The organism is Pseudomonas sp. LARHCG127, from assembly GCF_052871455.1.
This window is the reverse complement of sequence record NZ_JBIXJT010000006.1, coordinates 301,643-321,092: the sequence shown is the minus strand read 5'-3', so window position 1 is coordinate 321,092 and position 19,450 is coordinate 301,643. Positions and strand designations below refer to the sequence as shown.

Here is a 19,450-nt window from a genome sequence, read left to right as displayed (position 1 = left end):
AGCGCATTGGAGAGTTTGTTATGTCCGTTCGCGACCCGAACGCTGTCCTGTGCGTCAGCGGTATCGGCAAGACCTATGCCCAGCCGGTACTGACCGATATCACTTTGACGTTGATGCGCGGTGAAGTGCTGGCGCTGACCGGCGAAAATGGCGCCGGCAAAAGCACCTTGTCCAAGATCATCGGTGGGCTGGTGACGCCGACGACCGGGCAGATGCAATTTCAGGGGCAGGATTATCGTCCTGGCAGCCGGACCCAGGCTGAAGAGCTGGGCGTGCGCATGGTGATGCAGGAACTCAACCTGCTGCCGACCCTGTCCGTGGCTGAAAACCTGTTTCTCGACAACCTGCCCAGCCACGGTGGCTGGATCAGCCGCAAGCAGTTGCGCAAGGCGGCGATCGAGGCCATGGCCCAGGTGGGCCTCGATGCCATCGATCCCGACACGCTGGTCGGCGAGCTGGGGATCGGTCACCAGCAGATGGTCGAGATCGCCCGCAACCTGATCGGCGATTGCCATGTGCTGATTCTCGATGAGCCGACCGCCATGCTCACGGCGCGCGAAGTCGAGATGCTTTTTGAGCAGATCACGCGCTTGCAGGCGCGCGGCGTGTCGATCATCTACATTTCCCATCGCCTCGAAGAACTGGCGCGAGTTGCCCAGCGCATTGCCGTGCTGCGCGATGGCAACCTCGTCTGCGTCGAGCCGATGGCCAACTACGACAGCGAGCAACTGGTAACCCTGATGGTCGGTCGGGAGCTGGGCGAGCATATCGACCTTGGCCCACGCCAGATCGGTGCGCCGGCGTTGACGGTTAAAGGCCTGACCCGTTCCGACAAGGTCCGCGACGTGTCCTTCGAAGTGCGCAGTGGCGAGATATTCGGCATCTCCGGCCTGATCGGGGCAGGGCGCACCGAGCTGTTGCGGCTGATCTTCGGTGCCGACCCGGCCGACAGTGGTACGGTGGCGCTGGGTTCGCCGGCCCAGGTCGTGAGCATTCGCTCGCCGGCCGATGCGGTGGCCCATGGCATTGCGTTGATCACCGAAGACCGCAAGGGCGAAGGCCTGCTGCTGACCCAATCCATCGCCGCCAACATTGCCCTGGGCAACATGCCGGAAATTTCCAGCGCCGGCCTGGTCAATGGCGATGCCGAATTGGCCTTGGCCCAGCGGCAGGTCGATGCCATGCGCATCCGCAGTTCAAGCCCGACCCAATTGGTGTCCGAATTGTCGGGCGGCAACCAGCAGAAAGTCGTGATCGGTCGTTGGCTCGAACGCGACTGTGCGGTCATGCTCTTCGACGAGCCGACCCGTGGCATCGACGTCGGTGCCAAATTCGACATTTATGCACTGCTCGGCGAGCTGACTCGCCAGGGCAAGGCGCTGGTGGTGGTGTCCAGTGACCTGCGGGAGTTGATGTTGATCTGTGACCGGATCGGCGTGCTGTCCGCCGGACGCTTGATCGACACCTTCGAGCGCGACAGCTGGACCCAGGATGACTTGCTTGCCGCCGCATTCGCCGGCTACCAGAAACGTGATGCGTTGCTCAACGAAGCAGCGCCTAGGGATTTTTCATGAAAACCGCATCTGCCGTCGGCAAATCGAGTGGCAACTTCTATGGCCTCGGGACTTACCTGGGCCTGGCTGGCGCGCTGCTGGCCATGGTCGCGCTGTTCTCGGTCCTGAGCAGCCATTTCCTGTCCTATGACACGTTCAGCACCTTGGCCAACCAGATTCCCGACCTCATGGTACTGGCGGTCGGCATGACCTTCATCCTGATCATCGGCGGCATCGACCTGTCGGTGGGCTCGGTGCTCGCACTGGCAGCCTCGACGGTCAGCGTGGCCGTGCTCGGCTGGGGCTGGAGCGTCTGGCCATCGGCCTTGCTCGGCATGGCCGTGGCGGCGCTGGCGGGCACGGTCACCGGTTCGATCACCGTGGCATGGCGGATTCCATCGTTCATCGTCTCCCTCGGCGTGCTGGAAATGGCCCGGGGCCTGGCGTACCAGATGACCGGTTCCCGGACTGCCTACATCGGCGACTCGTTCGCCTGGCTGTCCAACCCCATCGCCTTTGGCATCTCGCCTTCGTTCATCATCGCCTTGCTGGTGATCTTCGTTGCCCAAGCGGTGCTGACCCGCACGGTGTTCGGTCGCTACCTGATCGGCATCGGCACCAATGAAGAAGCCGTGCGCCTGGCCGGCATCAACCCAAAGCCTTACAAGATCCTGGTGTTCAGCCTGATGGGGCTGCTGGCCGGTGTGGCGGCGCTGTTCCAGATTTCTCGCCTGGAGGCCGCGGATCCGAACGCCGGTTCTGGGCTCGAACTGCAGGTGATCGCTGCAGTCGTCATTGGCGGCACCAGCCTGATGGGTGGGCGCGGCTCGGTCATCAGCACCTTCTTTGGCGTGCTGATCATCTCCGTGCTCGCGGCGGGCCTGGCGCAGATTGGCGCCACCGAGCCGACCAAACGCATCATTACCGGCGCGGTGATCGTGGTGGCGGTCGTGCTCGATACCTACCGCAGCCAGCGCGCCAGTCGGCGGGCTTGAACCATGGCGACGATCAAGGATGTAGCGGCGCTCGCGGGTATTTCCTACACCACCGTGTCCCACGTGGTGAACAAGACGCGACCGGTCAGCGAGGAGGTACGGCTCAAGGTCGAGGCGGCCATCGAGCGCCTGGACTACGTGCCCAGCGCCGTGGCCCGGTCGCTCAAGGCCAAGACCACGGCGACCATCGGCCTGCTGGTGCCCAACAGCCTCAACCCTTACTTTGCCGAACTGGCCCGGGGCATCGAGGATTACTGTGAGCGCAACGGCTATTGCGTGATCCTGTGCAACTCCGACGACAACCCGGACAAGCAGCGCAGCTACCTGCGGGTATTGCTGGAAAAACGTATCGATGGGCTGATCTTCGCGTCCACCGGCGGTGATGTCGGCCTGGCCGAGGGGCTGGCCAACGTGCGCACGCCCATGGTGATCGTCGACCGCGGGCTTGATGGTGTCGATGCGGACCTGGTGCGCATCGATCATGAATACGGTGCCTACCTGGCGACCCGGCATCTGCTGGAGCTGGGGCACCGCGATATTGCCTTCATCGGCGGCCCGGCCAATACCAGCGTGGCGCAAATGCGCTTGGCCGGTTACTGCCGGGCGCTGAAAGAGGCGGGGATCGAGTTGCCCGTCGAGCGCATGCTCGAGAGCGATTTCACCAGTACCGGTGGCTACCGCGCCGCTGCGCAACTGCTTGAGCGGCAACCGCCCAGTGCGATCTTTGCGGCCAACGACATGATCGGCATCGGTGTGCTGCGTGCCGCTGCCGAACGCAACGTGCGCGTGCCCAGCGAACTGTCGGTCATCGGTTTCGACGACATCCAGATGAGCCGTTATGTCTATCCGGCGTTGACCACGGTGGGGCAGTCGATCCTGCAGCTTGGCGAGATGGCGGCCGAAGTGCTGCTGCTGCGTATCGCGACGCCGAGCCTTGCCACCGACCAGCGTATCGTGACGCCGAGTATTGTCCTGCGAGAGTCGACTGCACCGCTGTCCGGTACATTCGCCCAATACCGCTGAACCGAATTGATGAGTAGTGATGTATGCCAGCAAAAGTAGTGGTAATAGGCAGCCTGAACATGGACCTGGTGACCCGGGCGCCGCGCCTGCCCCGTGGCGGTGAAACGCTGATCGGTCAATCGTTCGCTACCATCCCGGGCGGCAAGGGCGCCAACCAGGCGGTCGCTGCCGCGCGCCTGGGGGCGCAGGTGTCGATGGTGGGTTGCGTGGGCAGCGATGCCTACGGCGAGCAATTGCGCGGCGCGCTGCTGGTCGAGGGTATCGACTGCCAGGCGGTGCGCGTGGTGGAGGACTCAAGTGGCGTGGCGCTGATTGTCGTCGATGACAACAGCCAGAATGCCATCGTCATCGTCGCCGGGGCCAATGGAGCACTTACCGCCGAGGTCTTGGACAGTGTCGATGCAGTGCTGCAAAGCGCCGATGTCATTGTCTGCCAGCTCGAAGTGCCGGACGCCACCGTCGGCCATGCCCTCAAGCGCGGCCGTGAGTTGGGCAAAATCATCATTCTCAACCCCGCGCCGGCTTCCCATGCGTTGCCGGCCGACTGGTATGCCTGCGTCGATTATCTGATTCCCAATGAAAGCGAAGCCGCGGTGCTGAGCGGGCTGGCGGTGGAATCGTTGGAAACCGCCGAAGCCGCCGCAGCGCATCTGATAGCCGCCGGTGCCGGCAAGGTGATCGTGACCCTGGGGGCCCAGGGCTTGATGTTCGCCAACGGTACCAGCTTCGAACATTTCCCGGCCCCGCGGGTCAAGGCAGTGGACACCACGGCGGCCGGAGACACCTTTGTCGGCGGCTTCGCGGCAGCCCTGGCCGGCGGCAAGAACGAAGTCGAAGCGATTCGTTTCGGTCAGGCCGCCGCCGCGCTGTCGGTCACCCGATCCGGCGCGCAACCTTCAATTCCCACATTGCTGGACGTACAGGCTTTCAAATCATGAAAAAGACGCCGTTGTTGAATGTGGCACTGTCCCGACTGATCGCTTCCCTCGGCCATGGCGACAAGGTGGTCATCGGCGATGCCGGCCTGCCTGTGCCGCCCCAGGTCGAGTTGATCGACCTGGCCCTGACCCATGGCATTCCTGACTTTGTCAGCACCTTGAAGGTGGTGCTCAGCGAAATGCAGGTGGAAAGCCATGTTTTGGCCGAGGAAATCCTCGACAAGCAACCGTCGGCCCTGACGACCCTGCAAGCGCTGAATGCAGAGGGTGCGCTGGGTGAGCGGGCGTTGGTCAGTCATGAGCAATTCAAGGTCATCAGCCGACAGGCGCGGGCGATCATTCGCACCGGCGAGTGTTCGCCGTACTGCAATATCGTGCTGGTCGCGGGTGTGACGTTCTAATCCTGTTCAACCCTGCACAAGGAGTGCGCCATGCACCGCTATGCTCAGAAAATGCATCAACTGATCCGGAGTCTGCTGCTTTTGTCACTGATCACCGCAACGAGCGCCCAGGCGGCGGAAAAAATTGACTTGATCATCGACACCGATCCGGGCGCTGACGACGTGGTGGCGCTGCTGTTCGCCCTGGCATCGCCCGAGGAACTGCATATCCGTGCGCTGACCACCGTTGCCGGCAATGTGCGCCTGGACAAGACCTCGCGCAACGCTCGCCTGGCCCGTGAATGGGCGGGGCGCGAAGACGTGCCGGTCTACGCCGGTGCGCCGAAACCGTTGATGCGCACGCCCATCTACGCCGAAAACATCCATGGCAAGGAAGGCCTGTCGGGTGTCACGGTACATGAGCCGAAGAAGGGGTTGGCCGAGGGCAATGCCGTCAACTACCTGATCGACACGCTAAAGGCTGCCAAGCCCCACAGCATCACCATTGCGATGCTGGGGCCGCAGACCAACCTGGCGCTGGCCTTGGTCCAGGAGCCCGATATCGTCCAGGGCATCAAGGAAGTGGTGATCATGGGCGGCGCGCACTTCAACGGCGGCAATATCACGCCGGTGGCCGAGTTCAATCTGTTCGCCGACCCGCAGGCGGCCGAGGTGGTGGCCAAGAGCGGCGTGAAGCTGACCTACCTGCCATTGGACGTGACCCACAAGATCCTCACCAGCGAAGCGCGCCTGAAGCAGATCGCGGCGTTGAACAATAACGCCAGCAAGCTGGTGGGCGATATCCTCAACGAATACGTCAAGGGCGACATGGAGCACTACGGCATGACGGGCGGGCCGGTGCATGACGCGACGGTGATTGCCTACCTGCTCAAGCCGCAATTGTTCACCGGCCGTTCGGTCAATGTCGTCGTGGACAGCCGCGAGGGGCCGACGTTCGGGCAGACCATCGTCGATTGGTACGACGGCTTGAAGGCACCGAAGAACGCGTTTTGGGTGGAAAACGGCGATGCCCAGGGCTTCTTCGACCTGCTGACCGAGCGCCTGGCGCGCCTGAAGTAACTAGCTTGTCATGTGCCCGCAGGCCGGAGCTGCGGGTGCATGAGCCTCAATCCACGGCGTCGACGATGCTCGGGTAACGCTCGAAGGCCTGCTGGATGAAATCGCGGGCGACTTCCGTTCCCAGCGCCTTCACCAACAATTCTATACCGATGAGCGCCAGTTCCTCCGGGCTGCCCGGGCTATAGGAGCTGTGGCCCTGCGACCATTTGGCATTGATGGTGGCTTCGATGCTGACGGTGCTCATGGTCGGGCTCGCGAGTTGGAGGTCTGTAGGCTGAGTTAACCATTTTTGCCGAGAATTTGGCACTGCGACTTAGGCATTGGGGGAGGGCTGTGCGACACTTGGTCTTTTATTTTTAAGGAGCCCCACCGTGCAGATCGACTTGAACGCTCCTGATGGCCTGACCGTCGAGGCGGTTCGTCAGTTGCTGGCCTCGGCCAGTGATGACGAGCATACCCAGCTGCGCGTGACCAAAGGCGGCATCGCCTATTTGTCCTCGGGGGTGGTCGGCGGCACCGACATTGACGGTTTACGGTTTCGCCTCGAGACCTGGGCCAAGGGTTCGGGCTACGTCGGGCGCGTCGCTGCCAGTGACGAGGTTTGGGTCATGCAGATCTACAACGCGCTGAAGGACAACTGGCCCAATCCACCCTTCGATTACATCGACGTTTATTGAGTCGCGTTCATATCCAGTCACGATTCAAGCCTGAACAGCGGGAACAGGCTCAGGCAAACTGCCAGCTTTCCCAGTCTGATGGCTGCGGTGTTGCAACCAAGCGCTGTTTAGGTTGTCGCACGCTCACTGTTTATTCATCGAAAAAAGGAGGCTTCATGCCTTGGAAGCTCGCGTCATTGAGTACTTTGCTGGCCGCCATGATCTTGAGCGGTTGCAGCAACACCTCTGGATCGACCCCTGAACCTGTGGCGGCCGAGACCGGTCACAGCCGCTGCGAAGCAAAGGCCGCTGAGTTCGCCATTGGAAAGAAAGCTTCGCCAGAGCTGCTGGAGCAGGCCCGTACCCGTGCCGGCGCGCAGAATGCGCGGATCCTCAAGCCCAACGACATGGTGACGCTTGAATATCGCTCCGATCGCCTGAACCTCAATACCGATGCCAGCCTGGTGATCAATCGAGTGAACTGCGGCTGATCGACGCTTTTCAATCGCCCATAAAAAACCCCGTCACATGGACGGGGTTTTTTTAGTGCGCCGAGAAATTACTCTGGGCGAACCTGTGCAGCTTGCATACCCTTTTGGCCTTTCTCAGCCACGAAGGAAACGGTCTGGCCTTCTTTCAGGCTTTTGAAACCGTCGCTTTCGATAGCTTTGAAGTGTACGAACAGGTCGTCACCGCCACCTTGAGGAGTGATGAAGCCGAAGCCTTTTTCATCGTTGAACCATTTAACGGTGCCGGTTTGGCGATTAGACATGGTGTATCTCCAAGAAACATATATTTTCAGTGTACTGTGCTGCTCAGGCCAACTGGGCACACCCGGGTATCATAGTCGAAATGTTCGATTTGGGAGCCCCCCGCAGGCGCTGTTTGCCAATCAGTCGTGTTTACTTTATCGCCTTTACCCGCTGAAAGGCCCGGTTTTAAAGGCTTTCAGCCGAAAGTAAAGACAATAAAAAAAGCTGTAAAACCTGAATAAATCGTTCAAAAAAGCCTGAAATCAGGGTTTTTCCACCCTGCCAAGCCTGTTCGGGAAGCCTGTTTTCTTACTTTTTCGGCTTGTTGTCGGCCTTGCATTTTGCGATCTGCCCCAGTGCCTTTTGCTGCAGCTCCGGGGTGGCCTTGTTGTCCATCAAGGCCTGGATGTCCGAGGCAGGGTAGGACTTGATCGCATCGGCGCCACAGGCACAATGGGACTTGGCCGCGGCCGCGCCGATCTGGGGTGTTGCCGCCTCCGTGCATTGGGCCATGTATTTTTCGCGCTCGCCCTTTGGCCAGTCGGCATGGGCGGTCAGTGGAAGCAGCAGGGCGAGGGGGGCGACTACTGCGAACAATGTATTCAGACGCATGCGAAGATGCTCCTTTCGGGTCGATGTCTTGTTATCTGAGGCGTTGCGCTCGCTTCAGTTCAGCACTCTGGCATAAAAACCCTGGATTTACGTCTGCTTCAATTCCCACGCGGCGATGACCGTTCATCTGTGCTAGCATGCCGGGCTCGGCTATTTCCAGGCTGCGGATGATCGTTCGTCCCGGTGGCAAAGAACCCGAATAACCCTGATTTGAATCCCAGTCACTCTGGTTCGGTTTCCCGGTTGGCCGCAAGGCTCCTGCCGCTGTAAGGCAGGCGTTCGTCATTGAATGGCCTGGACTGGATCTTGTACTGGCTCATCCCAACCCACGTGACCTTTGGTAGGGGTCACCACTAGGAGAGGAGGCGCCATGCCAACTATTACTCTTCCCGACGGCAGTCAACGTTCGTTCGATCACCCGGTTTCCGTAGCCGAGGTCGCCGCATCCATCGGTGCTGGCCTGGCCAAGGCCACCCTGGCCGGCAAGGTCAACGGCAAGCTGGTCGACGCCAGTGACGTCATCGACAGCGACGCCACGCTGCAAATCATCACGCCCAAGGATGAAGAGGGGCTGGAGATCATTCGCCACTCTTGCGCGCACCTGGTCGGCCATGCGGTCAAGCAGCTGTACCCGAGCGCGAAGATGGTCATCGGGCCGGTCATCGATGAAGGCTTCTATTACGACATCGCCTTCGAACGTCCTTTCACCCCGGACGACATGGCCGCCATCGAACAGCGCATGCAACAGCTGATCGAGAAAGACTACGACGTCATCAAGAAAGTCACCCCGCGCGCCGAAGTCATCGAAGTCTTCAAGGCCCGTGGCGAGGACTACAAGCTGCGTCTGGTGGAAGACATGCCGGACGAGCAGGCAATGGGCCTGTATTACCACGAAGAATATGTCGACATGTGCCGTGGCCCGCACGTGCCGAACACGCGCTTCCTGAAATCCTTCAAGCTGACCAAGCTGTCCGGCGCCTACTGGCGTGGCGACGCGAAGAACGAGCAGTTGCAGCGCGTCTACGGCACCGCCTGGGCGGACAAGAAGCAACTGGCGGCCTACATCCAGCGCATCGAAGAAGCCGAGAAGCGCGATCACCGCAAGATCGGCAAGCGCCTGGGCCTGTTCCATACCCAGGAAGAATCCCCGGGCATGGTGTTCTGGCACCCGAACGGCTGGACCCTGTACCAGGTGCTTGAGCAGTACATGCGCCAGGTCCAGCGTGAGAACGGCTACCTGGAGATCAAGACGCCGCAAGTGGTCGACCGCAGCCTGTGGGAAAAATCCGGGCATTGGGCCAACTACGCCGACAACATGTTCACCACCCAGTCGGAAAACCGCGACTACGCCATCAAGCCGATGAACTGCCCGTGCCACGTGCAGGTGTTCAACCAGGGCTTGAAGAGCTACCGCGAACTGCCAATGCGCCTGGCCGAGTTCGGTGCTTGCCACCGCAACGAGCCATCGGGTGCGCTGCACGGCATCATGCGCGTGCGGGCGTTCACCCAGGACGATGCGCACATTTTCTGCACCGAAGAGCAGATGCAGGCCGAATCCGCCGCGTTCATCAAGCTGACCATGGACGTCTATCGCGACTTCGGGTTCACCGAGGTCGAGATGAAGCTGTCCACTCGTCCGGAAAAACGCGTCGGCTCCGACGAGCTGTGGGATCGCGCCGAAGCGGCCCTGGCCGCCGCCCTTGATAGCGCGGGGCTTGCGTACGACCTGCAGCCGGGTGAGGGCGCCTTCTACGGTCCGAAGATCGAATTTTCGCTCAAAGATTGCCTCGGTCGCGTGTGGCAGTGTGGTACCTTGCAGCTCGATTTCAACCTGCCGATCCGTCTGGGCGCTGAATATGTGTCCGAAGACAACAGCCGCAAGCACCCGGTCATGCTTCACCGCGCGATCCTCGGTTCGTTCGAGCGTTTCGTCGGGATTCTGATCGAACACTACGAGGGCGCGTTCCCTGCGTGGCTGGCGCCGACCCAGGCAGTGATCATGAATATCACTGATAAACAGGCAGATTTTGCCGCTGAAGTCGAAAAAACTCTCAATCAAAGCGGATTTCGTGCCAAGTCCGACTTGAGAAATGAAAAGATCGGCTTTAAAATCCGCGAGCATACTTTGCTCAAGGTTCCCTTTCTCTTGGTTATTGGAGATCGGGAGGTCGAGATGCAGACTGTCGCTGTGCGTACTCGTGAAGGTGCTGACCTGGGCTCGATGCCCGTCGCCGAATTCGCTGAGTTCCTCGCGCAAGCGGTTTCCCGGCGTGGTCGCCCAGATTTGGAGTAATTATTATTAAGCGTGAAATGAGACAAGATAAACGAGCTGCACCGAAAGCCCCGATCAACGAGAATATCTCGGCACGCGAGGTTCGGTTAATTGGCGCTGACGGCGAGCAGATTGGCATCGTCTCGATTGATGAAGCGCTTCGTATTGCTGAAGAAGCCAAGCTTGATCTGGTAGAAATCTCCGCGGACGCAGTCCCACCGGTTTGCCGGGTGATGGACTACGGCAAGTCGATCTTCGAAAAGAAGAAGCAGATTGCCGCGGCGAAGAAAAACCAGAAGCAGATTCAGGTAAAAGAAATCAAGTTTCGTCCAGGGACGGAGGAAGGGGATTACCAGGTAAAACTGCGCAACCTGGTACGTTTCCTGAGTGATGGGGACAGGGCCAAGGTATCCTTGCGATTCCGCGGCCGTGAGATGGCCCACCAGGAGCTGGGGATGGAACTCCTCAAGCGGGTTGAACAAGACCTGCTCGAGTACGGTTCGGTCGAACAGCATCCTAAGATGGAAGGACGCCAGCTGATCATGGTCATCGCCCCGAAAAAGAAGAAGTAATCACCAGGGCACGGCAGGCCTTGCGATTATGTTTATCAACTGAATGCGGAGTATCCGAACATGCCAAAGATGAAGACCAAAAGTGGTGCTGCTAAGCGGTTTCTGAAAACTGCTAACGGTATCAAGCACAAGCACGCTTTCAAGAGCCACATCCTGACCAAAATGTCGACCAAGCGTAAGCGTCAACTGCGCGGTAGCAGCTTGCTGCATCCGTCTGACGTGGCAAAAGTCGAGCGCATGCTGCGCCTTCGTTAATTTTTGGATCAAGAATAGAGGAAGTAACTCATGGCTCGTGTAAAGCGTGGCGTCATTGCCCGTAAGCGTCACAAAAAAATTCTGAAACTTGCTAAAGGCTACTACGGCGCGCGCTCCCGCGTATTCCGTGTTGCCAAGCAAGCGGTAATCAAGGCAGGCCAATACGCCTACCGTGACCGTCGTCAGAAAAAACGTCAGTTCCGCGCTCTGTGGATCGCTCGTATCAACGCTGGTGCTCGTGTTAACGGTCTGTCCTACAGCCGTTTCATCGCTGGCCTGAAAAAAGCGTCCATCGAGATCGACCGTAAGGTTCTGGCTGATCTGGCAGTGAACGAAAAAGCGGCGTTTGCTGCGATTGTCGAGAAAGCTAAAGCCACCTTGGCTTAAGTACCCCCGGCAGTCACCTGGGCCCACCTCTGTGGGCCCAGGTGTCAAACGTCATAAATAGGGGAAGAGCCTTAAAGCTCTTCCCCTATTTTGTATCTGGAGTCTGTACATGGAAAACCTGGACGCGCTGGTCGCTCAAGCACTAGAGGCTGTGCAAAGCGCTGAAGATATCAATGCCCTGGAGCAAATCCGGGTTCACTACCTTGGCAAGAAGGGCGAGTTGACTCAGGTGATGAAGACCCTGGGGAACCTGCCAGCCGAAGAGCGTCCGCAGGTCGGTGCGCTGATCAACGTTGCCAAGGAGCGTGTCACAGAGGTCCTCAATGCGCGCAAGGCGTTGTTCGAGGAGGCGGACCTGGCCGCCAAGCTCGCCGCCGAGTCCATCGACGTGACCCTGCCTGGCCGTGGCCAGACTTCTGGTGGCCTGCATCCGGTCACCCGGACCCTGGAACGCATCGAGCAGTTCTTCACCCACATCGGCTACGGCATTGCCGAAGGCCCCGAGGTCGAAGACGACTATCACAACTTCGAGGCGCTCAACATCCCAGGCCATCACCCGGCCCGGTCGATGCACGACACCTTCTATTTCAACGCGAACATGCTGTTGCGCACCCATACCTCGCCGGTACAGGTCCGCACCATGGAATCGCAGCGGCCGCCGATCCGCATCGTCTGCCCAGGCCGTGTGTATCGCAGCGACTCCGATATCACCCACTCGCCGATGTTCCATCAGGTCGAAGGCTTGCTGGTTGATCGCGACATCAATTTCGCCGACCTCAAAGGCACCATCGAAGAATTCCTGCGGGTATTCTTCGAAAAAGAGCTGGCCGTGCGTTTCCGCCCTTCGTACTTCCCATTCACCGAGCCCTCGGCGGAAGTCGACATGGAATGCGTGATGTGCAGCGGCAAAGGCTGCCGCGTCTGTAAGCAGACGGGCTGGCTGGAAGTCATGGGCTGCGGCATGGTTCACCCGAACGTGCTGCGCATGTCCGGAATCGATCCGGAAGAATTCTCGGGCTTTGCCTTCGGCATGGGCGTGGAACGCCTGGCCATGCTGCGTTACGGCGTGAACGACTTGCGTCTGTTCTTCGACAACGACTTGCGGTTCCTCGCGCAATTTCGCTAGTCGTAACGAACCTTTAGGAGAGCAGGATGAAATTCAGTGAACAATGGCTGCGCGGCTGGGTAAGCCCGCAGGTAAGCCAGGACGAGCTGGTTGCTCGCCTGTCGATGGCCGGCCTCGAGGTCGATAGCGTGACACCGGCCGCCGGTGCATTCAGTGGTGTGGTGGTGGGCGAGGTGCTGGGCACCGAGCAGCACCCTGACGCTGACAAGCTGCGGATTTGCCAGGTCAGCAATGGCGCGGAAACCTTCCAGGTCGTCTGCGGCGCGCCCAACGTGCGCCCGGGCCTGAAGATCCCATTCGCCATGATCGGCGCCGAACTGCCGGGCGACTTCAAGATCAAGAAAGCCAAGCTGCGCGGCGTCGAGTCCAACGGCATGTTGTGCTCCCAGGCCGAACTGCAGATTGGCGAAGGCAACGATGGCCTGATGGAACTCCCGGCCGATGCGCCGGTGGGCCAGGACATTCGTGAATACCTGGGCCTGGACGACGCGAGCATCGAGGTCGACCTGACGCCGAACCGTGGCGACTGCCTGTCCCTGGCGGGTCTGGCCCGTGAAGTCGGCGCGCTGTATGCCGCTCCTGTGACGCGTCCGACGGTCGCGACCGTGCCGGCCGTGCATGACGAAGTGCGTTCGATTGAAGTCCTGGCGCCGGCGGCGTGCCCGCGGTACCTGGGCCGGGTGATCCGTAACGTCGACCTGTCCAAGCCAACGCCGCTGTGGATGGTCGAGCGCCTGCGTCGCGCCGACGTGCGCAGCATCGACGCCGCCGTCGACATCACCAACTATGTCATGCTGGAGCTGGGCCAGCCGCTGCATGCGTTCGATCTCGCCGAAATCAACGGTGGCATCCGCGTACGCATGGCCGAAGAGGGCGAGAAGCTGGTGCTGCTCGACGGCCAGGAAGTGACTCTGCGCAGCGACACCCTGGTGATTGCCGACCACGCCCGCGCCCTGGCGATTGCCGGCGTGATGGGTGGCGAGCACAGCGGCGTATCCGCCACCACCCGCGATGTATTCCTGGAAAGCGCGTTCTTCGACCAGATCGCCGTCGCTGGCAAGGCTCGTTCCTATGGCCTGCACACCGACGCCTCGCACCGCTACGAGCGAGGCGTGGATTGGCAGCTGGCCCGTGAAGCCATGGAGCGCGCCACCGGCCTGCTGCTGGATATCACCGGTGGCGAAGCCGGGCCGGTCATCGAGACTGTCAGCGAACAGCACCTGCCCAAGATTGCACCGATCACCCTGCGTGCCCAGCGCATCACCCAGATGCTGGGCATGGAAATGGATTCGGCCGAAGTCGAACGCCTGCTCAGCGCCCTGGGCCTGAACATCAGCGCCGCTGGGGCAGGGCAGTGGCGCGTCGAAGTGCCAAGCCATCGCTTCGATATCAGCTTGGAAGTTGACCTGATCGAAGAATTGGCCCGCCTGTACGGCTACAACCGCCTGCCGGTTCGCTACCCGCAAGCCCGCCTGGCCCCACAAGCCAAGGCTGAAGCCCGCAGCGACCTGCCGGAACTGCGCCGCCTGCTGGTGGCCCGTGGGTATCAGGAAGCGATCACCTACAGCTTCATCGATCCACGCCAGTTCGAGCTGTTCAGTCCGGGCGTCGAGCCGCTGTTGCTGGCCAACCCGATCTCCAACGACATGGCCGCCATGCGTTCGTCCCTGTGGCCGGGCCTGGTCAAGTCGCTCCAGCACAACCTGAACCGCCAGCAGGATCGCGTGCGCCTGTTCGAAAGCGGCCTGCGTTTTGTCGGTCAATTGGAAGGCTTGAAGCAAGAGCCGATGTTGGCCGGTGTCGTCTGTGGCAGTCGCTTGCCGGAAGGCTGGGCGCAAGGTCGCGATGTCGTCGACTTCTTCGACGTCAAGGCTGACGTGGAAGCGGTGCTGGGCTTCGCCGGCGCGCTCGACGCATTCACTTTCGTACCGGGCAAGCACCCGGCGCTGCATCCGGGGCAGACTGCACGGATCGAGCGAGACGGGCGTGAAGTCGGCTATGTCGGTGCCATTCACCCAGAGCTGTCGAAAACCCTGGGCCTCGATCGTCCCGTCTTCGTTTTCGAGCTGGTCCTGGCCGAAGTGGCACAGGGGAAAATGCCGAAATTCCAGGAGTTATCGCGCTTTCCTGAAGTGCGTCGTGACCTGGCGTTGCTGGCCGACCGTGAGGTCGCTTCCAGTGCTGTACTGGAGGTAATTCGTGAAAATGCAGGCGAATGGCTAACGGACCTCAGGCTATTTGACGTGTATCAGGGTAAAGGTATTGATCCGCATAGAAAAAGCCTTGCAGTCGGCTTGACCTGGCAGCATCCATCGCGCACTCTTAATGACGATGAGGTGAATACCGCAACGCAAAATATCCTCACCTCGCTCGAAACCAGGTTGAACGCCACGTTAAGGAAGTGACGTATGGGGGCTCTGACGAAAGCTGAGATGGCGGAACGTCTGTATGAGGAGCTGGGCCTGAATAAACGGGAGGCCAAAGAATTGGTCGAACTGTTTTTCGAAGAAATCAGGCACGCTCTGGAAGACAACGAACAGGTCAAGTTGTCCGGTTTCGGCAATTTCGACCTTCGGGACAAACGCCAGCGGCCTGGCCGCAATCCGAAAACGGGAGAAGAAATCCCGATCACGGCTCGCCGTGTGGTCACCTTTCGTCCAGGGCAGAAGTTGAAGGCCCGAGTTGAGGCTTATGCTGGAACCAAGTCATAACGACGAACTACCCGTCATCCCGGGCAAACGCTACTTCACCATTGGTGAAGTCAGCGAGCTGTGTGCGGTAAAACCACACGTGCTGCGCTATTGGGAGCAGGAGTTTCCTCAACTCAACCCGGTCAAGCGCCGCGGAAACCGCCGGTATTATCAGCGACAAGACGTGCTGATGATCCGGCAGATCCGCGCGCTGCTGTACGACCAGGGGTTCACCATCGGCGGCGCACGCCTGCGCCTCTCCGGTGATGAGGCCAAGGACGATACAACCCAGTACAAACAGATGATCCGCCAGATGATCGCCGAGCTCGAAGATGTACTGGTGGTGCTCAAGAAATAATTTCTGCTTTTAAATACTTCCAGTTTTCAAAAGCTTGCGTTATATTCCTGAGCGTTCCGCTGAGAAGCGGAACAAGATTCACGCCTAGTCGGGGCGTAGCGCAGTCCGGTAGCGCACTAGCATGGGGTGCTAGGGGTCGAGTGTTCGAATCACTCCGTCCCGACCATATTTACTGAGTAAAATCAGGCAGTTAAGCCGATCAGATAGATCGGCTTTTTTGTGCCTGCGCAAAATTTGTGGCCATGTTCCTTCGCATCCGGTGCTGAAGATCCGACTAAGCCTGCCTGCGCAGCCGGGCAAAAGCATAATAAGGACACTACGTGCTACGGAAAGCGGTTCTACTGGTGCTGATCACCAGCCTAAGCGGCTGTATGGCCACCGCGATGCGAATGGACTACGACAAACACCGATGCCCCTACATCGGCCTGCGCTTTGACTGGTGGCTGGTGGGCACGTCCAAAGGAAAGCTGATCCCTTTCCTGCTGATCGACGCACCGTTCTCCTTGGTGGTCGATACCGTATTCTTTCCCTTCGAATATCAATACAGCTGCAACCTCTAAGCGACAGAGGCTCTTACGTGCAGGGGCGTTTGTGGCTACTGTTGACGTTTGTTTGTGCCCAGGCCAGTCCGCGAGCCAGGGTTCAGGCATAGCGCTTTTCCAAAGTAGAGGGATCCTGCATGAAAGCCGTCGTTTACGAAGCCTTTTCCCAACCCCCACGTGTGATGACCGTCGAAGATCCAACCCCCGAGCGTCACGGTGTGGTTGTCCAGGTCCTCGGCACGGGCGTATGCCGAAGCGACTGGCATGGCTGGAAAGGTCATGATCCTGATATTCAGCTGCCCCATGTGCCCGGCCACGAATTGGCAGGGATCGTGGCGGAGGTGGGCAAGGACGTCACCCGATGGAAGGTGGGCGATCGCATTACCGTGCCTTTTGTCGGTGGCTGTGGCGCGTGCCCGGAATGCAATAGCGGCAACCAGCAGGTGTGCCACAGTCAGTTTCAGCCGGGGTTCACCCATTGGGGCTCTTTCGCCGAGTATGTTGGGATTCACCAGGCGGATTTGAACCTGGTTGCGCTGCCGGACAACATGGACTTCGCCACGGCGGCGAGCCTGGGTTGTCGGTTCGTCACGTCGTTCCGTGCGGTGGTCGATCAAGGCAAGGTCACGGCGGGCCAGTGGGTGGCGGTTCATGGTTGTGGTGGTGTGGGGCTGTCAGCGGTGATGATCGCCCACGCTGTCGGGGCGAACGTTATCGCGATTGATATCTCCGACGATAAGCTCAAGCTTGCCCAGTCGCTTGGTGCCGTTGCGACGGTCAATGCAAGCCGTGTGGCGGATGTGACCGAGGCGGTGCTTGAGATGACGAAGGGCGGCGCTCATGTTTCGTTGGATGCGCTCGGTCATCCAACGACCTGCTTCAACTCCATCAACAATCTGAGACGGCGTGGCCGGCATGTCCAGGTCGGTTTGATGCTGGCCGATCACAGCACGCCGGCGATCCCGATGAGCAAAGTCATTGCCTATGAGCTGGAGATCTGCGGCAGCCATGGCATGCAGGCACACCGTTACGGCGCAATGATGGACATGATCACCTCCGGCAAGCTGGCACCTGAAAAACTGGTGGGCAAGACCATCAGCCTCGAACAATCCATTGATGCGCTTATGAACATGGACCGGTTCGACACGGCAGGGGTGACGGTGGTGACGCAGTTCTAGACGCTTGCCACCGGCTGGCCGAGGGATTCCTGATACTGTGCTTCATCGACCTCGGTCAGGGTTGCATAACCGTCGTAGTAGTACATTCGGTTCCTGTCTCGGGCATAGCGCTCACTCAGGAATTCCAGGGTGGCCAGGTCGATACGCTTGGCGCTGACGGGCCGTCGGTGACAGAACAACTTGCGCGTGCCCAGTTGCAGGAAATCAGGGTGGGGCACGCGGACTTCGTCGGGGTCGAACGGTACATCCAGCGGTTTGCCTTCCGAGAGGATCAGGGTAGGGCTGACGGCATAGGTGCCGAGAATGCGGGTATCCGAGGGATGTAGGCGTTTTTTCGCTTCGCCGTAGTAATACACCGCATTTTGATCCTGGGCCCAGCCATGATCGCGGGACTCGAAGGTAGCCACATGGGCCTTACGAATCGGTTCGGGAGAATGGTAGAAAATCCGGTGGCAGAACACGATTTTTCCGTCGGTCAGGTAGGGCCCACCGAGCGCGCGGAAGTGCTCCGCGGGTTCTTGGGAAAACCGTTCAGGCACTTGCGTTTCGGCGTTATGAAACGGGATCAGATACAAGCCCTGGGCATCGCCGCACAGGTGCGTGTCGAGCAATTTGAAACTCGCTGCGTCCAACCCGCTGATCGCGCGGCCATGGAAATACACCTGGTCGCCTAGTTCGAATCCGAGACCGATGGCCTGTAGCGGCTGCGTTTGCGCGTGTGTTTGCGCGGCCTCGGTTGTTGCCCGCAAACGGTGCCACCAGTAACCCTCCAACTGCGGATGGGCCTCGAAATAAGGTGCCCAGGCCTCTTGCATGGCCGCATCGATGATCCCGTCTGAGCCCAGCGGGCCGTGCTTGTCGCCTGCCAGCACGGGAGAGTAATCCTGGTCATTGCGACAGAGCTGGGTCACGACGAAGCTTTGCGCGTCGACATCGAGGCGTTTCTGGCGCCTGTAGACGTGCAGGTGATCACGGTAATAGTCGAACCCCAAATGGCGAAAGCTTGGGCCATGGGCGTCACGCATGCGGGTCCCGGCGGCATAGACGAAACTGTCGTCCACGGCAAAATAATCATCCTCGTATTCGCTGGCGCTGGCCACGCGCCCGCATTCATCGAACGTCGGCTGCCAGCACTTGAGCAGGTGGAAATCGCCAACGTAGCGGATGCTCTTGCCGGTCAGGTAATAGGCGCGTTGCTTGTCCTTGGCGTAGCGTTCATTCAGCACGGTGAAGGTTGCCAGGTCGGCATTGTCGATGCGGTAGAAGTATTCGTAGGAAATGCTTGAACCTTGCTGCGCTTGCACGATGATCGACTGTCCGTCGGTGCCCCAGCGTTGGGCGAGCATCTGGAAGTCGTCCGGGTTTGCCACCGGCAGCGGCGTGCCGTCCTTTTGGTGCAAGGGCTTGAAACCCTTGTAGACCTGATCGTCGATCACTCGATAGGACGGGTGATTGCAATACCGCACCCGCGCCGTGGCGCTGGCGAGAAGTTGCCCCTGCAAAAAGATATTCATCCCGTCGCTGAACAGGGCGGACGCTGAAGTCACCGAGGCGGGCGACTCTGGCAACAGGGCCACGCTGTCGGATCGGGCCTCGGGAATCTGGCTGATCGCGTACTCGCCGAACCAATAGGCGCCGGCTGCGTCACGCCAGTACTGGTGGCCGAGGCTTTCCAGGCCACTGTCGAACCGAAACGGCAAGGCTTGGAGCACGTGGTAGCCGTGGCGCGCCCGGTAGGCTGGAAGCAGGTAGTAGTCGCGCAGGACGTCGCGCAAGACCCAAGGGCTGCGTCGATGCCGCCAAACCGGCTGACCGGCCAGCAAGGGCGAGGGCGGATAGTGCCCGGCGTTGGCAGCTTGTGCCAGTTCGCCGGGGCGTGCGCCTTCAGGGCTGAGCATGATGTACACATCAGGCACTTGCCCGTCGCCCAGCAGCACGCCGTCCATGAACGCGAAGCCTTGATGCCATTCAAGGTTAAGCGTTTCCCAGTCAGCCTTATCCGTGTCTATGTCTGTCATGTCGATGCGACCTGAACGTCTGATGGTTGGCCCCCCGCGAGCTCGCCCCTGGCGAGGCAGGCC

The 19,450-nt window shown here is 59.9% G+C and carries 22 protein-coding genes and 1 tRNA gene; 19 read left to right on the top strand and 4 right to left on the bottom strand.

Annotation, left to right across the window (positions count from 1 at the left end; translation table 11 throughout):
- Positions 1–20: 20 nt before the first annotated feature.
- The 6 genes from ACIPQ1_RS13215 to ACIPQ1_RS13190 are packed head-to-tail and all read left to right on the top strand — an operon-like array spanning position 21 to position 5,969.
- A complete protein-coding gene (locus tag ACIPQ1_RS13215; RefSeq protein WP_186706630.1) occupies positions 21–1,574 on the top strand; it encodes a sugar ABC transporter ATP-binding protein in 1,554 nt (517 codons plus the stop codon).
- The gene (locus tag ACIPQ1_RS13210) at positions 1,571–2,548 is read left to right on the top strand and encodes an ABC transporter permease (RefSeq protein ID WP_411385051.1); all 978 of its coding nucleotides are present in this window, start codon (positions 1,571–1,573) and stop codon (positions 2,546–2,548) included. The genes ACIPQ1_RS13215 and ACIPQ1_RS13210 overlap by 4 nt, the downstream gene beginning before the upstream one ends.
- A 3-nt stretch (positions 2,549–2,551) precedes the next feature.
- Positions 2,552–3,571 (top strand): LacI family DNA-binding transcriptional regulator, encoded by a 1,020-nt coding sequence (locus tag ACIPQ1_RS13205; RefSeq protein ID WP_411385050.1) that lies wholly within the window; start codon positions 2,552–2,554, stop codon positions 3,569–3,571.
- Positions 3,572–3,594: 23 nt separating this feature from the next.
- Positions 3,595–4,509, top strand: a complete 915-nt coding sequence (gene rbsK / locus ACIPQ1_RS13200) for a ribokinase (RefSeq protein WP_446534255.1) — start codon at positions 3,595–3,597, stop codon at positions 4,507–4,509.
- Positions 4,506–4,910 carry a D-ribose pyranase gene (gene rbsD / locus ACIPQ1_RS13195; protein ID WP_411385048.1) on the top strand — a complete coding sequence of 135 codons (405 nt, stop codon included), beginning with the start codon at positions 4,506–4,508 and terminating at the stop codon, positions 4,908–4,910. The genes rbsK and rbsD overlap by 4 nt, the downstream gene beginning before the upstream one ends.
- A 30-nt stretch (positions 4,911–4,940) precedes the next feature.
- On the top strand, positions 4,941–5,969 hold the full coding sequence (locus ACIPQ1_RS13190; protein ID WP_003203636.1) for a nucleoside hydrolase: 1,029 nt from the start codon (positions 4,941–4,943) through the stop codon (positions 5,967–5,969).
- A gap of 46 nt (positions 5,970–6,015) precedes the next feature.
- Here the strand turns inward: ACIPQ1_RS13190 and ACIPQ1_RS13185 are convergent, their stop codons facing one another.
- Positions 6,016–6,213, bottom strand: a complete 198-nt coding sequence (locus ACIPQ1_RS13185) for a hypothetical protein (protein ID WP_250962209.1) — start codon at positions 6,211–6,213, stop codon at positions 6,016–6,018.
- Positions 6,214–6,340: 127 nt separating this feature from the next.
- On the opposite strand from ACIPQ1_RS13185, the gene ACIPQ1_RS13180 reads away from it, so the two are divergent.
- The gene (locus ACIPQ1_RS13180) at positions 6,341–6,646 is read left to right on the top strand and encodes a hypothetical protein (RefSeq protein ID WP_186706636.1); all 306 of its coding nucleotides are present in this window, start codon (positions 6,341–6,343) and stop codon (positions 6,644–6,646) included.
- 155 nt (positions 6,647–6,801) lie between these two features.
- Complete coding sequence (locus tag ACIPQ1_RS13175; protein ID WP_250962207.1) at positions 6,802–7,116, top strand: I78 family peptidase inhibitor; 315 nt, start codon at positions 6,802–6,804, stop codon at positions 7,114–7,116.
- 68 nt (positions 7,117–7,184) lie between these two features.
- Here the strand turns inward: ACIPQ1_RS13175 and ACIPQ1_RS13170 are convergent, their stop codons facing one another.
- On the bottom strand, positions 7,185–7,397 hold the full coding sequence (locus tag ACIPQ1_RS13170) for a cold-shock protein (protein ID WP_003179963.1): 213 nt from the start codon (positions 7,395–7,397) through the stop codon (positions 7,185–7,187).
- A 289-nt stretch (positions 7,398–7,686) separates the two neighbouring features.
- Positions 7,687–7,989 carry a hypothetical protein gene (locus ACIPQ1_RS13165; RefSeq protein WP_095962812.1) on the bottom strand — a complete coding sequence of 101 codons (303 nt, stop codon included), beginning with the start codon at positions 7,987–7,989 and terminating at the stop codon, positions 7,687–7,689.
- 370 nt (positions 7,990–8,359) lie between these two features.
- Between ACIPQ1_RS13165 and thrS the strand changes: the two genes are divergently transcribed.
- From thrS to ACIPQ1_RS13110, 11 genes are all read left to right on the top strand, one after another.
- A complete protein-coding gene (gene thrS / locus ACIPQ1_RS13160; RefSeq protein ID WP_014337550.1) occupies positions 8,360–10,282 on the top strand; it encodes a threonine--tRNA ligase in 1,923 nt (640 codons plus the stop codon).
- Positions 10,282–10,833: a translation initiation factor IF-3 gene (gene infC / locus ACIPQ1_RS13155; RefSeq protein WP_169432615.1), complete on the top strand. Its 552-nt coding sequence runs from the start codon at positions 10,282–10,284 to the stop codon at positions 10,831–10,833. Before thrS ends, infC begins: the two co-directional genes overlap by 1 nt.
- A gap of 60 nt (positions 10,834–10,893) precedes the next feature.
- A complete protein-coding gene (rpmI, locus tag ACIPQ1_RS13150; protein ID WP_002553160.1) occupies positions 10,894–11,088 on the top strand; it encodes a 50S ribosomal protein L35 in 195 nt (64 codons plus the stop codon).
- Between the two features lie 30 nt (positions 11,089–11,118).
- On the top strand, positions 11,119–11,475 hold the full coding sequence (gene rplT / locus ACIPQ1_RS13145) for a 50S ribosomal protein L20 (RefSeq protein WP_002553161.1): 357 nt from the start codon (positions 11,119–11,121) through the stop codon (positions 11,473–11,475).
- A 109-nt stretch (positions 11,476–11,584) separates the two neighbouring features.
- Complete coding sequence (gene pheS / locus ACIPQ1_RS13140) at positions 11,585–12,601, top strand: phenylalanine--tRNA ligase subunit alpha (protein WP_186706639.1); 1,017 nt, start codon at positions 11,585–11,587, stop codon at positions 12,599–12,601.
- A 26-nt stretch (positions 12,602–12,627) separates the two neighbouring features.
- The gene (gene pheT / locus ACIPQ1_RS13135) at positions 12,628–15,006 is read left to right on the top strand and encodes a phenylalanine--tRNA ligase subunit beta (protein ID WP_411385047.1); all 2,379 of its coding nucleotides are present in this window, start codon (positions 12,628–12,630) and stop codon (positions 15,004–15,006) included.
- A 3-nt stretch (positions 15,007–15,009) separates the two neighbouring features.
- Positions 15,010–15,312: an integration host factor subunit alpha gene (ihfA, locus tag ACIPQ1_RS13130; RefSeq protein WP_002553164.1), complete on the top strand. Its 303-nt coding sequence runs from the start codon at positions 15,010–15,012 to the stop codon at positions 15,310–15,312.
- Entirely contained in the window at positions 15,293–15,649 is a 357-nt protein-coding gene (locus tag ACIPQ1_RS13125) for a MerR family transcriptional regulator (protein WP_003179985.1), read from the top strand. The genes ihfA and ACIPQ1_RS13125 overlap by 20 nt, the downstream gene beginning before the upstream one ends.
- An 89-nt stretch (positions 15,650–15,738) precedes the next feature.
- Positions 15,739–15,815, top strand: a tRNA-Pro gene (locus tag ACIPQ1_RS13120).
- Between the two features lie 154 nt (positions 15,816–15,969).
- Complete coding sequence (locus ACIPQ1_RS13115; protein ID WP_186706641.1) at positions 15,970–16,209, top strand: YceK/YidQ family lipoprotein; 240 nt, start codon at positions 15,970–15,972, stop codon at positions 16,207–16,209.
- A 119-nt stretch (positions 16,210–16,328) separates the two neighbouring features.
- The gene (locus ACIPQ1_RS13110; protein WP_411385046.1) at positions 16,329–17,369 is read left to right on the top strand and encodes a zinc-dependent alcohol dehydrogenase family protein; all 1,041 of its coding nucleotides are present in this window, start codon (positions 16,329–16,331) and stop codon (positions 17,367–17,369) included.
- Here the strand turns inward: ACIPQ1_RS13110 and ACIPQ1_RS13105 are convergent.
- The gene (locus ACIPQ1_RS13105; RefSeq protein ID WP_446534254.1) at positions 17,366–19,387 is read right to left on the bottom strand and encodes a DKNYY domain-containing protein; all 2,022 of its coding nucleotides are present in this window, start codon (positions 19,385–19,387) and stop codon (positions 17,366–17,368) included. The two genes, ACIPQ1_RS13110 and ACIPQ1_RS13105, sit on opposite strands and share 4 nt — an antisense overlap.
- Between the last annotated feature and the right edge of the window lie 63 nt (positions 19,388–19,450).

Excerpts from the sequence above, each read along its gene's own strand:
- ACIPQ1_RS13165 (WP_095962812.1), bottom strand. The coding sequence starts at position 7,989 with ATGCGTCTGAATACATTGTTCGCAGTAGTCGCCCCCCTCGCCCTGCTG.
- rplT (WP_002553161.1), top strand. The coding sequence starts at position 11,119 with ATGGCTCGTGTAAAGCGTGGCGTCATTGCCCGTAAGCGTCACAAAAAA.
- ACIPQ1_RS13215 (WP_186706630.1), top strand. The coding sequence starts at position 21 with ATGTCCGTTCGCGACCCGAACGCTGTCCTGTGCGTCAGCGGTATCGGC.
- rbsD (WP_411385048.1), top strand. The coding sequence starts at position 4,506 with ATGAAAAAGACGCCGTTGTTGAATGTGGCACTGTCCCGACTGATCGCT.
- pheT (WP_411385047.1), top strand. The coding sequence starts at position 12,628 with ATGAAATTCAGTGAACAATGGCTGCGCGGCTGGGTAAGCCCGCAGGTA.
- ACIPQ1_RS13205 (WP_411385050.1), top strand. The coding sequence starts at position 2,552 with ATGGCGACGATCAAGGATGTAGCGGCGCTCGCGGGTATTTCCTACACC.
- ACIPQ1_RS13105 (WP_446534254.1), bottom strand. The coding sequence starts at position 19,387 with ATGACAGACATAGACACGGATAAGGCTGACTGGGAAACGCTTAACCTT.
- ACIPQ1_RS13185 (WP_250962209.1), bottom strand. The coding sequence starts at position 6,213 with ATGAGCACCGTCAGCATCGAAGCCACCATCAATGCCAAATGGTCGCAG.
- ACIPQ1_RS13170 (WP_003179963.1), bottom strand. The coding sequence starts at position 7,397 with ATGTCTAATCGCCAAACCGGCACCGTTAAATGGTTCAACGATGAAAAA.
- ACIPQ1_RS13125 (WP_003179985.1), top strand. The coding sequence starts at position 15,293 with ATGCTGGAACCAAGTCATAACGACGAACTACCCGTCATCCCGGGCAAA.
- ihfA (WP_002553164.1), top strand. The coding sequence starts at position 15,010 with ATGGGGGCTCTGACGAAAGCTGAGATGGCGGAACGTCTGTATGAGGAG.
- pheS (WP_186706639.1), top strand. The coding sequence starts at position 11,585 with ATGGAAAACCTGGACGCGCTGGTCGCTCAAGCACTAGAGGCTGTGCAA.
- ACIPQ1_RS13175 (WP_250962207.1), top strand. The coding sequence starts at position 6,802 with ATGCCTTGGAAGCTCGCGTCATTGAGTACTTTGCTGGCCGCCATGATC.
- ACIPQ1_RS13190 (WP_003203636.1), top strand. The coding sequence starts at position 4,941 with ATGCACCGCTATGCTCAGAAAATGCATCAACTGATCCGGAGTCTGCTG.
- rbsK (WP_446534255.1), top strand. The coding sequence starts at position 3,595 with ATGCCAGCAAAAGTAGTGGTAATAGGCAGCCTGAACATGGACCTGGTG.
- rpmI (WP_002553160.1), top strand. The coding sequence starts at position 10,894 with ATGCCAAAGATGAAGACCAAAAGTGGTGCTGCTAAGCGGTTTCTGAAA.
- ACIPQ1_RS13210 (WP_411385051.1), top strand. The coding sequence starts at position 1,571 with ATGAAAACCGCATCTGCCGTCGGCAAATCGAGTGGCAACTTCTATGGC.
- ACIPQ1_RS13110 (WP_411385046.1), top strand. The coding sequence starts at position 16,329 with ATGAAAGCCGTCGTTTACGAAGCCTTTTCCCAACCCCCACGTGTGATG.
- thrS (WP_014337550.1), top strand. The coding sequence starts at position 8,360 with ATGCCAACTATTACTCTTCCCGACGGCAGTCAACGTTCGTTCGATCAC.